Origin of the sequence: Arthrobacter antioxidans, from assembly GCF_023100725.1 — a bacterium.
In the GTDB taxonomy this organism is placed as follows: Bacteria; Actinomycetota; Actinomycetes; order Actinomycetales; family Micrococcaceae; genus Arthrobacter_D; species Arthrobacter_D antioxidans.
Genome location: NZ_CP095501.1, coordinates 3,697,141 through 3,709,407, shown reverse-complemented (window position 1 = coordinate 3,709,407; position 12,267 = coordinate 3,697,141). Strand labels below are relative to the sequence as shown.

Annotated in this window: 16 protein-coding genes; 8 read left to right on the top strand and 8 right to left on the bottom strand. The window is 68.1% G+C overall.

Going from position 1 to position 12,267, the window contains the following annotated elements; genetic code table 11:
* Positions 1 to 148: 148 nt before the first annotated feature.
* A complete protein-coding gene (locus MWM45_RS17295; protein WP_247827524.1) occupies positions 149 to 1,027 on the bottom strand; it encodes a DUF2382 domain-containing protein in 879 nt (292 codons plus the stop codon).
* Between the two features lie 430 nt (positions 1,028 to 1,457).
* On the opposite strand from MWM45_RS17295, the gene MWM45_RS17290 reads away from it, so the two are divergent.
* A complete protein-coding gene (locus MWM45_RS17290) occupies positions 1,458 to 1,841 on the top strand; it encodes a hypothetical protein (protein ID WP_247827523.1) in 384 nt (127 codons plus the stop codon).
* Positions 1,828 to 2,421, top strand: a complete 594-nt coding sequence (locus MWM45_RS17285) for a cysteine hydrolase family protein (protein ID WP_247827522.1) — start codon at positions 1,828 to 1,830, stop codon at positions 2,419 to 2,421. Before MWM45_RS17290 ends, MWM45_RS17285 begins: the two co-directional genes overlap by 14 nt.
* Positions 2,422 to 2,502: 81 nt before the next feature.
* On the opposite strand, the gene MWM45_RS17280 is transcribed toward MWM45_RS17285, so the two are convergent.
* Genes MWM45_RS17280 through MWM45_RS17270 form a run of 3 tightly spaced genes read right to left on the bottom strand, consistent with a single transcriptional unit; the run spans position 2,503 to position 4,558 of the window.
* Positions 2,503 to 3,231: a DUF3618 domain-containing protein gene (locus tag MWM45_RS17280; protein ID WP_247827521.1), complete on the bottom strand. Its 729-nt coding sequence runs from the start codon at positions 3,229 to 3,231 to the stop codon at positions 2,503 to 2,505.
* Positions 3,228 to 3,680, bottom strand: a complete 453-nt coding sequence (locus MWM45_RS17275) for a phage holin family protein (RefSeq protein ID WP_247827520.1) — start codon at positions 3,678 to 3,680, stop codon at positions 3,228 to 3,230. The genes MWM45_RS17280 and MWM45_RS17275 overlap by 4 nt, the downstream gene beginning before the upstream one ends.
* Positions 3,680 to 4,558 (bottom strand): hypothetical protein, encoded by an 879-nt coding sequence (locus MWM45_RS17270; RefSeq protein ID WP_247827519.1) that lies wholly within the window; start codon positions 4,556 to 4,558, stop codon positions 3,680 to 3,682. Before MWM45_RS17270 ends, MWM45_RS17275 begins: the two co-directional genes overlap by 1 nt.
* 280 nt (positions 4,559 to 4,838) lie before the next feature.
* Here MWM45_RS17270 and MWM45_RS17265 point away from each other — a divergent pair, with 280 nt between their 5' ends.
* The 5 genes from MWM45_RS17265 to MWM45_RS17245 all read left to right on the top strand — a co-directional run bounded on the left by MWM45_RS17265 (position 4,839) and on the right by MWM45_RS17245 (position 8,237).
* On the top strand, positions 4,839 to 5,720 hold the full coding sequence (locus tag MWM45_RS17265; RefSeq protein ID WP_247827518.1) for a manganese catalase: 882 nt from the start codon (positions 4,839 to 4,841) through the stop codon (positions 5,718 to 5,720).
* A 33-nt stretch (positions 5,721 to 5,753) separates the two neighbouring features.
* The gene (locus tag MWM45_RS17260; protein WP_247827517.1) at positions 5,754 to 6,215 is read left to right on the top strand and encodes a DUF4383 domain-containing protein; all 462 of its coding nucleotides are present in this window, start codon (positions 5,754 to 5,756) and stop codon (positions 6,213 to 6,215) included.
* 204 nt (positions 6,216 to 6,419) lie between these two features.
* Positions 6,420 to 7,451: an iron-containing redox enzyme family protein gene (locus MWM45_RS17255; RefSeq protein WP_247827516.1), complete on the top strand. Its 1,032-nt coding sequence runs from the start codon at positions 6,420 to 6,422 to the stop codon at positions 7,449 to 7,451.
* A complete protein-coding gene (locus tag MWM45_RS17250) occupies positions 7,451 to 7,720 on the top strand; it encodes a CDGSH iron-sulfur domain-containing protein (protein WP_336296683.1) in 270 nt (89 codons plus the stop codon). Before MWM45_RS17255 ends, MWM45_RS17250 begins: the two co-directional genes overlap by 1 nt.
* Before the next feature lie 142 nt (positions 7,721 to 7,862).
* On the top strand, positions 7,863 to 8,237 hold the full coding sequence (locus MWM45_RS17245; protein WP_247827515.1) for an N-acetyltransferase: 375 nt from the start codon (positions 7,863 to 7,865) through the stop codon (positions 8,235 to 8,237).
* Between the two features lie 65 nt (positions 8,238 to 8,302).
* On the opposite strand, the gene MWM45_RS17240 is transcribed toward MWM45_RS17245, so the two are convergent.
* The 3 genes from MWM45_RS17240 to MWM45_RS17230 form a co-directional block, all read right to left on the bottom strand.
* Positions 8,303 to 9,589 (bottom strand): ammonium transporter, encoded by a 1,287-nt coding sequence (locus MWM45_RS17240; protein WP_247827514.1) that lies wholly within the window; start codon positions 9,587 to 9,589, stop codon positions 8,303 to 8,305.
* A gap of 171 nt (positions 9,590 to 9,760) precedes the next feature.
* Positions 9,761 to 10,066, bottom strand: coding sequence for a MoaD/ThiS family protein (locus tag MWM45_RS17235; protein WP_247827513.1), 306 nt, complete (start codon positions 10,064 to 10,066; stop codon positions 9,761 to 9,763).
* 13 nt (positions 10,067 to 10,079) lie between these two features.
* Positions 10,080 to 11,174, bottom strand: a complete 1,095-nt coding sequence (locus MWM45_RS17230) for a WD40/YVTN/BNR-like repeat-containing protein (protein ID WP_247827512.1) — start codon at positions 11,172 to 11,174, stop codon at positions 10,080 to 10,082.
* A 302-nt stretch (positions 11,175 to 11,476) separates the two neighbouring features.
* Between MWM45_RS17230 and MWM45_RS17225 the strand changes: the two genes are divergently transcribed.
* Complete coding sequence (locus MWM45_RS17225) at positions 11,477 to 11,812, top strand: hypothetical protein (RefSeq protein WP_247827511.1); 336 nt, start codon at positions 11,477 to 11,479, stop codon at positions 11,810 to 11,812.
* 26 nt (positions 11,813 to 11,838) lie between these two features.
* Here the strand turns inward: MWM45_RS17225 and MWM45_RS17220 are convergent, their stop codons facing one another.
* Complete coding sequence (locus MWM45_RS17220) at positions 11,839 to 12,177, bottom strand: histone-like nucleoid-structuring protein Lsr2 (protein ID WP_336296682.1); 339 nt, start codon at positions 12,175 to 12,177, stop codon at positions 11,839 to 11,841.
* Positions 12,178 to 12,267 lie beyond the last annotated feature (90 nt).

Below are 12,267 nucleotides of genomic sequence, written 5' to 3'. Positions count from 1 at the left end.
ACTCTAGATAACAATACCCGAAATAGACAGCAGGCTTATTATAATTCCTGCACTACGGGCAGGATCTTTCGTGGAGGCGGCAGGTGATGCCCCTCCAATGGCAGGAGGACCCGGGGCGATGCCCCGGGTCCTCCTGGATCAGCACATGCTAGAGGTTGTTGCCCCGACGCGTGTCTTCTTCGCCGTCGACGTCGATCTGCTCCTTGCGAACTTCTTCGCTCACAGTCTCGTTGGAGGTGACGGTCTCCTTGTCGAGGCGGACGCGCTCGACGGGGACCGCTTCCTTCTCGACCACCGGGCGCTCGGCGTGGAGGGTCACTTCGTGCTCTTCCTCGCTGATGGCCGGGCCGCCGAGCGCGTCGCCGCGGTTGGCGTCCGTGATGGGCTCGCGTTCCACGCGGACTTCCTCGTGGCTGACGGGGACGGTCTTCGTCACGTTCTCGGTGACGACGTACTTGCGCATGCGTGCGCGGCCGGCTTCCTGACGCGCGGTCCCGACGTGCAGCTGCTCCTCGGAGCGGGTCATCGCATCATCCGTGGTGGGGCCGGAGGTGTCGTGGCCCACGGTTGCGCGGTCCGTGTCGGTGCGGCCTTCGTGACGGCTGGTGGTGTCGATGTCGACGTCGCGGTCGTTCCGGCCTGCGGTCCCGGTCGTGGTGCGGGTCGTGTCAGTGGTGGTGTGGGTCGTGTCGGTGCGGTCGCTGGTGCCGCCGCCGATCTCGTAGTGGCGGTAGAGGCGATCCTCTTCCTCCGGGCTGAGGTTGCCGTCGGACTCGATGCGCGGGGCATCCTTCACCTGGTGCTTGCTGTAGGGGACCCGGACGTCATGGCCTTCGACGTCGGCGCCCTGGAGCGGGATGAAGGACTCGGAGGTGCCGAACAGGCCCGTCTTCGCCGTGACCCAGCTGGGCTCGCCGGTCTGGTCGTCGAGGTAGACCTGGCCGATCGAGCCGATCTTCTCGCCGTCCGACCCGAGCACGTTGCCGCCGTTGCCGAGCATGGTGTCGATGTTTTCCTGAGTAATCATTTCCTTCTCCTTCTGAGTAATCTCACTGTGAGGGTATGGATTTCTCGGCTGTACGTTCCACCGGGAGGTTCCACCGGGGGCAAGAGCCCCCGAGACCACCGGCCTCTAGAGTAAGCATACTTAGTACCCGATGGGAAGTAGGCTTAGCTTTTGGGGGTCGAGCAACGTCGTAGGCCGTATCGTCGGGGTGCTCGCGGTGACGGATCACTTTTCACGGCAGTGACCGCTTCCGTACAATGGGAGGAGGTCCAGCCACCGGCCTACTCTTCTTCGAATCGCCTCGCCCGCGCCTCTGATGCGAAGGATCTGCTGCAGTCGTCAGCTCCGAGTGCCGGTAGGTCACCCGGGCATACCCGGTCACGGAGCAGGATCTGGAGCCTTCATCGCCACGCGGGAGGCCGACTCACCGAGCCCCCGTGAAAAGGTACTCATGTCAGCACCACGCCCCCCGTACATCCATGAAGTCATGACCGCCGCCGCGGACCTCGAGAACGCCGAATTCGAGCGCGACCGGCTGGTGATCGCCTGCGGCGAGGCGATCCGGCAGGCCCTCGCCACAGGCCTCACGCACGCCGAGATAGGGCTGGCGGCCAATCTGCCCGAGGTCGAGGTGAGACGCCTCGCAGGGGCTCCGGCCGCCGATCCCGACGTCCTCGGAGGTGTGGCATCCCCGGCCCTGCCCGTCCGGATCCAGGAAGCCTCGCTGATCAGCCTCGATCCGTCGCTCGGGCGCGGGCTGCACCACGACGAGGGACGTGCGTTCATCGATCTGACGGCGGGCGCGATCGGGGGACCACCGGATGCCATGGACTGAGGCGGGGCCCGGTGCCGGAGGACATGGGGGAAGGACTGCCCTGCTGATCATCGACATGCAGAACGCCTTCTTCGAGGACGAGGCGCTCGCCGTGCAGCAGGAGGCCCTCGTCGCGGCCTGCAACGGGCTGATCGATGCCGCGCGCCGCGGACGGGCTCCCGTGCTCGTGGCGCGCACCGAGCACCTGCGGGACGGCTCGACCTGGACGCGGTCGATGCTCGACGACGGTCAGGGCTTCATCTTTCGCGGCAGCCGCCAGGCGGACGCCGTCGCGGGGCTGCGCGTGGACGGGATCGATGTCGTGACGAAGGCACGCGACAGTGCCTTCTTCGGCACCGATCTCGCGGCGCGCCTCCGCGGGCTGGACGTGGACCACCTCGTCCTCGCCGGGGTCTCCACGCACAGCTGCGTCGCGCAGACAGGGGCCGACGCCTTCGCCCACGACTTCCGCGTCAGCTACGCCCGCGACGCGATCGGCAGCACGAACCAGCAGTACGCCGAAGCGATGCTGGAGATCATGTCCGTGGGGTACCGGCAGCCGGTCCTCGACCGGATGGAGGCAGAATCCCTGTTCGCATGATGCGCGGTCTCCCGCATCGGGGTGGGACGACGGCGGCGGCCACCGGAGAGGATCCGGTGGCCGCCGTCCGTGCGGGGTGGATCAGCGCTGCTGAACGTTCGACCTGGCATCCTGCGCGCTGCCCTTGACGTCACTGGCGGCCTGCTGGCCCTCGCCCTTGACGTCCTCGACGGCGTGCTGGCCCTGGTCCTTGACGGTCTGCACGGAGTCGGCTGCTGATTCCTTGACGGACTGCACCGCTTCCTGAGCCGGCTCGCGGACTTCCTCGACAACGTGCTTGGCTGCCTCGGTGACCTTCTCCTTCAGGGGTGCCACCTGCTCCTTGAGCTGGGCGGCGGCCTCCTGCTCCTTCTGGCTGGCAGGAATGAGCGAGCCCAGGAGGAGCCCGGCGCCGAAGGCGATCAGACCCGCGGCGAGCGGGTTGCCCGCTGCCTTGGTCGAGATCTGTCCGGGTGCTCCCTGGACGGCGTGACCGGCGTGCTGGAGCTTGTCCCGGGCGGAATCGGCCGCCGAGTGAGCACTGCCGAGTCCGCTGTCGAAGCCGCTGCCGGTCTTGTCCCTGGCGTGTCCGGCCTTGTCCTTGACGGTCCCCGTGACATCCTCGGCCTTGCCGAGCACGGAATCCTTGACGTCCTCGGCCTTGCCCATGACGGTCTCCTTCACGTTGCTGAAGCTGTGCTTGACCTTGTCGGTCTGGCGCTGCGCGATGTTCGCGGGGTTCACCTTGTCGGCGATGGCGTCGACATCCGTCCCCAGTTCCTGGCGGGTGCGTTCGATATCGGCGCGGATCTCATCTGGCGTCTGGCTCATGGTGTGTGCTCACCTGGTTTCAGTGTCGGCGGAATCTCTTGGATGGTCTCCGCTGTCTGGGGGAGACCCTTGACCTGCTGCATTTCCTTCTTGCCCTTGGAGGCCAGCACCGCGGCGACGATGCCCCACAGGACGGCCACGATGACGGCGGCCCAGCCGAGCGGCATGAAGGCACCGAGACCCCACATGAGGGCGAGGGACAGGAACAGGAGGACGAAGTGGCCTCCGACGGCTGCGCCGGCGTACATGCCCGCGCCCTTGCCGGCCTTCTTGGCCGACTCGGTGGCCTCGGCCTTGGCCAGCGCCACCTCCTGGCGCATGAGCTTGGAGAGGTCCTTCGTCACCTCCCCGAGCAGTTCTCCCACCGACGCGCTGGCGGAGCGCTGCTCGGCCTCCGTCGGCAGGGGGGCGGCGGCCTGGTGGGCGCCGCCGGTGTATGCCTCACTCATCAGCGCAGGCCCCCGTCATTCGGCAGGGTGCCCACGGGAGGGGTGCCTGGCGCGATGGTGGGGTAGTCGTCCGTCGGATCGACGAAGGCCGGGTTGGAGCCGGCGACGTGCTGTCCGCCGGTCGTCTCGCCGAAGCCCGAGGAGGCGGGAGCGCCGCTGTAGGCGTCCGAGCCGACCTGGGTGTACTCGGGGTAGGCGCCCGTCGTGGCGGTGCCTGCGGAGGAGGAGTCCTGACGGCGACCGGTGGTGCCGGTCGAGTCGCTGTTGCCCCTGGCGCCGCGGGTCAGGCGGCCGACGACGAGGCCGGTGCCGGCCGCGATGGCGAGGAAGGTTCCGGGCTTGCGGCGTGCGAACGCCTTGACGTCCTCGAGGATGTCCGAGGCGTCGCGGTTCTCGAGCCAGCTGGCGGCCGATCCCGTGCGCTGTGATGCCTGCTCGACGAGACCCGACACGAACTGGTTGTCCGACTTGTCGGCCATGGAGCGCAGTTCGTCCGAGACACCGCGGATGCCTTCGGTGATCTTCTGCTGCTGCGTGCCGGCCTGGCTCTTGACCTCGGACGTGACGGTACCGAGGAGATCCTTCGCCTGCGAGCCGACCTCGGCCGCGACGTTCTTCGCTTCGGTGGCTGCGGTGCCGGCGACATCCTTGGCATCGGCTGCTGCGGTGCCGGCGACGTTCTTCGCCGCTTCCTTGCCGTCCTGGCCCACCTTCTTGGCCTGGTCCTTGGCCGCCGACTTCTTGGAGTCGCCGGAATCGGCGGTGCCGCCGGAGAATTCTGTGGTGCCGAGCTCGTGGGTGCTGAGGTCCGCGGTGGACGACTCAGGCCCGGTGGTGGAGGGAACCAGGGGATCCTGCGGCCAATTCTGCGTAGTCATGGTTGTTCCTAACGTTGATATTGCCGTTAAAGCGGATGCTCCATCGTGTTCGCGATGCGATGGTCCGGCAGTTCGTGCTGGACTTGTCCATGAAGCTAAGCATGCTTAGCTTCACTCTTGCAAGCTCTTTCTCCAGAAAATGCAAGATAAAAACAAGTAGACTTAGTATCTTACGGAACGAGCCGACGCGTCGCTAGCATCGACACGACAGGATCTCCGGCGGCCGCTTCCAGAAGGAGCGGGCCCTCCCCGGAGGCCCCGACGCGAGAGGAAAGCACCCGTGTTCTTCCACAAGCAGGAGCTCCAGTACAAAGCCACCCCCGACAAGCCCGATGCCGTCTACGCCCGTAAGCTCCAGGAGGTGCTCGGGGGTCAGTACGGCGAGATCACCGTAGCCCTGCAGTACAGCTTCCAGGCCTGGAACGCGCACATCCCGGGCAAGTACCGGGACCTCCTCTTCGGGATCGGCGCGGAGGAGTTCGGCCACGTCGAGATGCTCGCCACGATGATCGCCCAGCTGCTCGAGAAGGCGCCGCTCGGGATCACCGAGGACGCCGTCCAGTCCGATCCGGCCGTGGCCGCCGTCCTCGGTGGGACGGACATGCAGCACGCCATCGTCGCCGGTGCCGGAGCACGGCCGGTGGACAGCATGGGCAACCCGTGGCAGGGGAGCTATGTGACCGCGAGCGGCAATCTGCTCGCCGACTTCACGGCCAATGCGAACGCCGAGATGCAGGGCCGGCTGCAGGTGGCGCGTCTCTATCACATGACCGACGACCACGGGATCCGGGACCTGCTGTCCTTCCTGCTCGCCCGCGACACCATGCACCAGAACCAGTGGCTGGCCGCGGCCAGGGAGCTGCAGGAGTCCAAGATGGAGGAGCTCCCCGTGCCGAGCAACTTCCCCCTCAAGAAGGAAGAGCGGAGCGTCGCGTACCAGTACCTCAACTTCTCCGACGGCACGGCGGCGTCCGAGGGCAGCTGGGCCTCCGGCCCCACGCCGGACGGCAAGGGCGAGTTCACCTACCACGACGGCCCGACGACGAGCGCCCCCATGCCGCCGGCCACCCACCCCGATGCGCGGTTCTACGGCACCACCGAGATTCCGAACACCGTCGAGAAGATGGCGGGCACCCTGCAGGACAAACTGAACCGCGAATAGACGTTCGCGGCCTATGGAGAGAAGGGCATTCTGATGACGAACACGAACAATCGCACGGTGGACGGTGGCCGTACCACTCTGCAACGCGCCGCCCAGGCGGTGGGCGTCGTCTTCCTGCTGGTCGGGATCCTGGGCTTCATCCCGGGAATCACCTCCAACTACAGCAGCATGATGTTCGCCGGACACGAGTCCGAAGCACTGCTGCTCGGCATCTTCCAGGTGTCGATCCTCCACAACATCGTCCACCTGCTCTTCGGTGTCGCCGGCCTGGCGATGGCGAAGACCGTCTCGGGCGCCCGCACCTACCTGCTGGGCGGCGGTGTCGTCTACGCGATCCTGTGGATCTACGGACTGATCATCGACCAGCAGTCGGCAGCGAACTTCGTTCCGGTGAACAGCGCGGACAACTGGCTCCACCTCGTGCTCGCGGTCGGCATGATCGCCCTCGCGCTGATTCTCAGCCGCGACACCCGCACGAGCTCGAAGCGCGCCTGACCCCGGCCCTTCCGCCAGGAGGAGCCGCACGCGCTGAATGCATGAACGACGACGCCGGATCGGCGCGCGCCCCAGGGCGCGGCCGGTCCGGCGTCGCCGTGTCGTGGCAGGTGTCGTCGGCGCCTGCTCCCCGGACGCGAAGTATGCTTACTATTACCGGCCCCTGCTCAGCGGGGGCGCGTCCGCCCACAGAAGAGGTCCCCGATGCACCAGCCCTCCCCGCGCGGAGAACTCAGCGCCCTCGTCCTGTCCGTCATCGCCGGGTCCGTGCAGTCAGGGCAGGATTCCCTCGCCCGGCTCGACGCGCTCGCAGAGGAGTCGATCTCCCAAACGCCGGACATCCTGCAGGACGACGATCTCCAGCTCGCACTCTTCTGCCTGTACGAACTGCACTACAGCGGCATCGACGGGGCGGGTGACGACTGGGAGTGGGACGCGGACCTCCTGCGGGTCCGGCGCCGCATCGAGGCCGCCTTCGAGCAGAGGGTCCGCGACGAGACCGTCGTCGGGACCCCTCCAGAGCCCACGAGCGAAGCGGTCTGCGCAGACCTGTTCCGGATGACCAGCGAGGACGGCGGTCCCAGCATGTCCCGTTTCGTGGCGAAGTCCGCGACGGACGACCAGCTGCGGGAGTTCCTCGTCCACAAGTCGGTCAACCAACTGCGGGAAGCCGATCCGCATACCTTCGCGATCCCGCGGCTGACCGGTCGCTCGAAGGCCGCGATGGTGGAGATCCAGGCGGACGAGTACGGCAACGGACTGCCGGCACGGATGCACTCCGCGCTCTATGCCCGGACCATGCGCGAACTCGACATGGACGACACCTATGGCGGTTACCTCGACGCCGTGCCGGCGATCACGCTCGCCGTCAACAACCTCATGTCGCTGTTCGGCCTCCACCGCCGCCTCCGGGGTGCGATCGTGGGGCACCTCGCCGCCTACGAGATGACCTCCTCCCAGCCCAACCGCCTGTACTCCCGGGGCTTCAAACGCCACGGGTACGGCCCGGCCGTCACGGAATACTTCGACGAGCACGTCGAGGCCGACGCCGTCCACGAGCAGATCGCCGGGCGCGACATGGCCGGCGGGCTCGTCGAGTCGGACCCGCGCCTGCTCGAGGACGTCCTGTTCGGGGCGGCCGCCGGTCTGGCGATCGACACCCTCATGACGGTGCACATCATGGAGGCCTGGGAATCGGGGCGGTCCTCCCTGCGCGCCGCGGGGGTGGCGGCCTGATGGACGGGGACAGGGTCGCGGACGCTCAGGATACCGAGGACACACGCACCGACCACCCGCTGAACTCCGGCACCGCAGCACCCGTGTCCGTCGTCGCGTGCACCGACGGGCCGCTGCTCGTCCGCGGCGACTTCACGCTCCTCGGCGCCGACGGGGAGGAGCTACCGCGGACGCGCCGCACCGTGGCCCTCTGCCGGTGCGGCGCCTCGGTGCTCAAGCCCTACTGCGACGGCTCCCACAAGCTGACCGGCTTCCGCTCCGAACCCTGATGCGCGCCGGCTCTCCCCGCCGCCGCGGATGAACAATACCGATGGGTGCGGCATGCCGCACACGGAGTTTCGCTGGACGAAATCCTGCCGAAACCCCCGCCCCCTAGCGTTGGAGAGCACACCACTTCCACAGGAGGATGCCGTGCAGACGTTGAGGGTCAGACAGGTTCCCTGGAGCAATCCCGTGGGCCGGGGGCTGCGGGAGGCCCTGCGTGCGGAGACCGACCGCGGCCGAAGGCCCTCAGCTCCCGCGGGAGCGGACGGCGACGGCGCTGACGTCGCCGTCTTCCTGATCGTCTACGAACTGGCCACCGGACAGCCGGTCGGCTGCGGCGGCCTGCGCGTGCACCCGGGCGGAAACACCGACGTCGACTACCTCTACGTGCTTCCCTACGCCCGATGGTCCGGGGTGTCCTACGCCATCACGGAGGAACTGACCTCGTGGGCACTGGCGCACGGCATCGCCGCCGTCGGTCCCGAGGGCGCCCTCGCACCGCCGGGAGCGCTGCGCTTCTAGGGCGATCACGGCGCCGGGGGAGTGCGCCCGTCCGGGCGCACTCCCCCGGCATCCGTCCGTGCCGGCTACTTGCGTGGAGCACCCAGCTCCACGGGATCCTCATCCGTCAGATAGGCGAACTCGGAGTGCGCGGCGAGGTCGATGCCGCGCAGTTCGTCAGCCTCCTCGATCCGCAGCCCGATGGTGCGCTGCAGGATCTGCGCGATCACCCAGGTGACGGCGAAGGAGTAGGCCAGCACCGCGACGGTCGCGAGCGCCTGGATGCCCAGCAGCTCGAAACCGCCGCCGTAGAACAGGCCGGAGGCGCCGTTGGGGGCATCCGGCGTCGCGAACAGGCCGATCAGCAGCGTCCCCAGGATGCCGCCCACGAGGTGCACGCCGACGACGTCGAGCGAATCGTCGAATCCGAGGCGGAACTTCAGTTCGATCGCGAGGGAGCACACCGCGCCGGCGATCGCCCCGATGGCGAGGGCGCCCATCGGGCTGACCGCACCGCACGCGGGGGTGATGGCGACGAGCGCCGAGACCAGCCCGGAGGCGGCCCCCATGCTGGTCGCCGCACCGTTGCGGATCCGCTCGACGGCGGCCCAGGCCAGCAGGCCGGCCGACGCGGCGACCGCGGTGTTGAGGAAGACCACCGACGCGGACTGTCCGGCGGAGAGGGCGGAGCCGGCGTTGAAGCCGAACCAGCCGACCCACAGCAGGCCCGCGCCCACGAGGACGAGCGGGCGGCTGTGCGGCCTGGCGTGATCCACCTTCGGCCAGCCGTGGCTACGGCCGAGCACCATCGACAGGGCGAGGGCGGCGATCCCGGCATTCATGTGCACGGCGAGGCCACCGGCGAAGTCGATGGCACCGAGGCTGTTCGCGATCCAGCCGCCCGCCACCGATCCGTCCTCGGAGCTGAAGGCGAAGACCCAGTGGGCGATCGGGAAGTACACCAGTGTGGCCCAGACGCCCGCGAAGATCATCCAGGCGCCGAACTTCATGCGGCCGGCGGCTGCGCCGGCCACCAGCGCCGTCGTCACGCAGGCGAAGAAGAGCTGGAAGGCCGCGAACAGGATCGGGGGGATGGGCGCGGCGGGGTCCTCGGCCAGCAACTGGCCCAGTCCCGCGTACTCCACGGGGTCCCCGATGAGGCCCAGTCCGCCGATCGAGTTGCCGAAGGCGAGGGAGTAGCCGAACAGGGCCCACAGCACGGCGACGAGGCTGGCCCCGCCGAAGCACATCATCATCATGTTGAGGATGCGGCGGGACCCCACCATTCCTCCGTAGAACAGGGCCAGCGCCGGGATCATCAGGCAGACGAGCGCGGTGCTGGCAAGAATCCAAGCGACGTTTCCAGAATCCATGGGGAGTCCTTTCCGTGACAGCGCCTGGGCGTACCGGACGGGACTGGGCCCGGGATCACACTGCGGGTGTAGCCGACCCGGGATGGCACGCCGCGCTGAGTCATGGTAGGCAGTGCCAGGTTTCAGGTCCCGGCGGGTCCCATTAACTCTGGGTTACGCCGAGTCCCACCCCTAGCCACCGGCCACGGACTGCATGATCATGACCGTTGCGCCCGCGGGGACGGCCGTGGCCAGACCGTCCAGTCGGCGCACGTCCTCGCCGTCGACGTAGATGTTCACGTAACGCCTCAGGGCGCCGGTCTCCTCGCGGATGCGCTGCTCGAGCAGGGGGCGTCCCTCGCCCAGCCCGTCGAGCAGCGATGCCACGTCGCCGTCGTCGGCCACGTTCATGCGGACCGCGCTGCGCCCGTCCACGTACTGGCGCAGGAGCGTGGGGATCAGCACGATCACCGAGGGCAGCGGGGATGTCCCGGGCACCGTGACCACCTGCTCAGGCGGGCACGACGGCGGCGCGCACGGAGAGCACGTCCGGCAGGTGGCTTGCCACTTCCTGGAAGGTGCGTCCCTCGTCCGCGCTCGCGTAGACGGACCCGCCGCGCGTCCCGAAGTACACGCCGGGGACCTCCGCCGTGTCGACGCAGGCGGCGTCGCGCAGCACCGCGTTGTACTCCGCCTGCGGGAGTCCGGCGCCGCTACCCTCCCAGGTGGCTCCGCCGTCGTCCGTCCGGTGCACCTGGAGGCGCCCGTCGGGCGGGATGCGCTCGCCATCGGCCTTGAGGGGGATGACCCATGCCGTACCGCTGCGGTGCGGGTGGGTGAGCATGACGAAGCCGAAGTCGGCCGGAAGGCCTTCGGCGATGGACTGCCAGGAATCGCCGCGGTCGGTGCTCGCGTAGACGCCGTGGTGGTTCTGCGCGAACAGGCGGTCGGGGTCGACGGCGTCGCGGGCCACCTTGTGCACGCACTGGCCGAACTCCGGGTCGGGATCCGGCATGAAATAGGCGCTGATGCCCTTGTTGCGGGGTTCCCAGGATGCCCCGCCGTCGTCGGACCGGTACACGCCGCCGGTGCTCATCGCCACGTGGAGCGTGTCGTCGGCCGGGCTCGGCAGGACGGTGTGGGCGGCCGCGCCGCCGAAGCCCGCGCCCCATTCGCCGCGGTGCGGGTGGTCCCACAGGCCGCGGTTGAGGGTGAACGTCTCACCGTGGTCGGTGGACTTCCAGAGGGAGATCGGCTGGCATCCGGCCCAGACCACGCCGGGGCGGTCCTCCGCGTCGGGCTGGATCTGCCAGATGCGCTCGAGGGCGGCGCCGTCGTCCGCCCCGAACCGGATGCCGCCCTCCCGGGGTTCCGCCCAGGTCTCGCCGAGGTCGTCCGAGTGCGCGATGCACGGACCGAAGTGCCACGACATCCGGCCCGCGAACAGGCGGGTACGACCACCCCGGGTGTCGATCCCGACGCTCGGAATCTCCTCCATGAGGAAGGTCGGGCCCGAGAGTGTCCACTCGTGTCGATCGGTGCTCGATGCAAGCCACAGACCCTTCTTCGTGCCGATGGCGAGGAGTGTGGTTCCTGGAGCCTGCATGTCTTCCCCCGTGCATGAGAGCGGCCAGAAACCGCGCGTGTGATGCATGTCACTTGGGACCCTGCCACCGGACACTCGTTTTGTACAGGGCCGGCTACCCTCTTTTGTCCGTATTCGGAGGAGGGGCCCGAGCGCTGTGCCAGAGTGGGACGACGCGGTCGCTGGGGAGCGGATGTCACGTTCACCTGGAGGCACTGTTGCGTCGAATCGACTTCGGAAACCCCGCGCCGCCGCGGGTGTGTCCTGGTCCCGGGCACGCCGTCCGTGCACGTAGGCACTGCGTCGGCATGCACTGTGTCGAGGTGCGCGACAGGCTGCTCGTCCTCTGGTGGGCGCCGGGCTCGCGCTTGACCCTGGCCGACGTCCTGGCGGCCTACGAGGGGATCCGCAGCCTGTCCGACGGCTATGTCCTGCCGCTGGTCGTGCACCTGCAGGGGCTGGGCGGGATTGCGCCGGCCGCCCGGATGGTCATCCTCGAGGGAGCGCTGACCTCACGCATAGCGTTCGTCGGGACCGGACCGGTGGATCAGGTCATCGCTGCTTTCCTGGCACACGCGCGATCGGAGACGCACTACTTCGAGAGCGTCTCCGACGCGGAAGCCTGGGCTCGTGGCGTATCGCCCTCCGGGTCCGCCTGACGGCGTCACCCGGAGCACGAGCTACGTCAGCGGCTCTCGTTGTACGCGTCGATGATGGACTGCGTGATCCGCCCACGCGAACTGGGGTTGTACCCGTGATCCTGGGCCCACTTGCGGATCTGCTGCGTGTCCTCGCGCTTCGAGCGTGAGGATGCCGCCTTCTGGCCGCCGGACTGCTGCTTGCCGGAGGAGGCCTTTCGCCCCTGGTCCACATAGGCGGACAAAGCGTTACGCAATGATTCCGCATTCTTCGTCGTGAGATCTATCTCGTAATCAGTGCCGTCGAGGGCGAATCGCACGGTCTCCTGTGCTTCTTCGCCGCTGAGGTCATCGACCAATTGCACCTGTACACGCTGGGCCATCATTGTCTCCTGTGTAGTCCGAAGTCCATATTGTCTGCCCCATTGTCCCGACTGTATCGCGAGAAGCGGCGCGGGCGGAAGAAATCTCCGCAT

What these genes read in the sequence shown, in the direction of transcription:
- MWM45_RS17295 (WP_247827524.1), bottom strand. Translation starts at nt 1,027, where the DNA reads ATGATTACTCAGGAAAACATCGACACCATGCTCGGCAACGGCGGCAAC.
- MWM45_RS17290 (WP_247827523.1), top strand. Translation starts at nt 1,458, where the DNA reads ATGTCAGCACCACGCCCCCCGTACATCCATGAAGTCATGACCGCCGCC.
- MWM45_RS17285 (WP_247827522.1), top strand. Translation starts at nt 1,828, where the DNA reads ATGCCATGGACTGAGGCGGGGCCCGGTGCCGGAGGACATGGGGGAAGG.
- MWM45_RS17280 (WP_247827521.1), bottom strand. Translation starts at nt 3,231, where the DNA reads ATGAGCCAGACGCCAGATGAGATCCGCGCCGATATCGAACGCACCCGC.
- MWM45_RS17275 (WP_247827520.1), bottom strand. Translation starts at nt 3,680, where the DNA reads ATGAGTGAGGCATACACCGGCGGCGCCCACCAGGCCGCCGCCCCCCTG.
- MWM45_RS17270 (WP_247827519.1), bottom strand. Translation starts at nt 4,558, where the DNA reads ATGACTACGCAGAATTGGCCGCAGGATCCCCTGGTTCCCTCCACCACC.
- MWM45_RS17260 (WP_247827517.1), top strand. Translation starts at nt 5,754, where the DNA reads ATGACGAACACGAACAATCGCACGGTGGACGGTGGCCGTACCACTCTG.
- MWM45_RS17255 (WP_247827516.1), top strand. Translation starts at nt 6,420, where the DNA reads ATGCACCAGCCCTCCCCGCGCGGAGAACTCAGCGCCCTCGTCCTGTCC.
- MWM45_RS17250 (WP_336296683.1), top strand. Translation starts at nt 7,451, where the DNA reads ATGGACGGGGACAGGGTCGCGGACGCTCAGGATACCGAGGACACACGC.
- MWM45_RS17240 (WP_247827514.1), bottom strand. Translation starts at nt 9,589, where the DNA reads ATGGATTCTGGAAACGTCGCTTGGATTCTTGCCAGCACCGCGCTCGTC.
- MWM45_RS17230 (WP_247827512.1), bottom strand. Translation starts at nt 11,174, where the DNA reads ATGCAGGCTCCAGGAACCACACTCCTCGCCATCGGCACGAAGAAGGGT.
- MWM45_RS17220 (WP_336296682.1), bottom strand. Translation starts at nt 12,177, where the DNA reads ATGATGGCCCAGCGTGTACAGGTGCAATTGGTCGATGACCTCAGCGGC.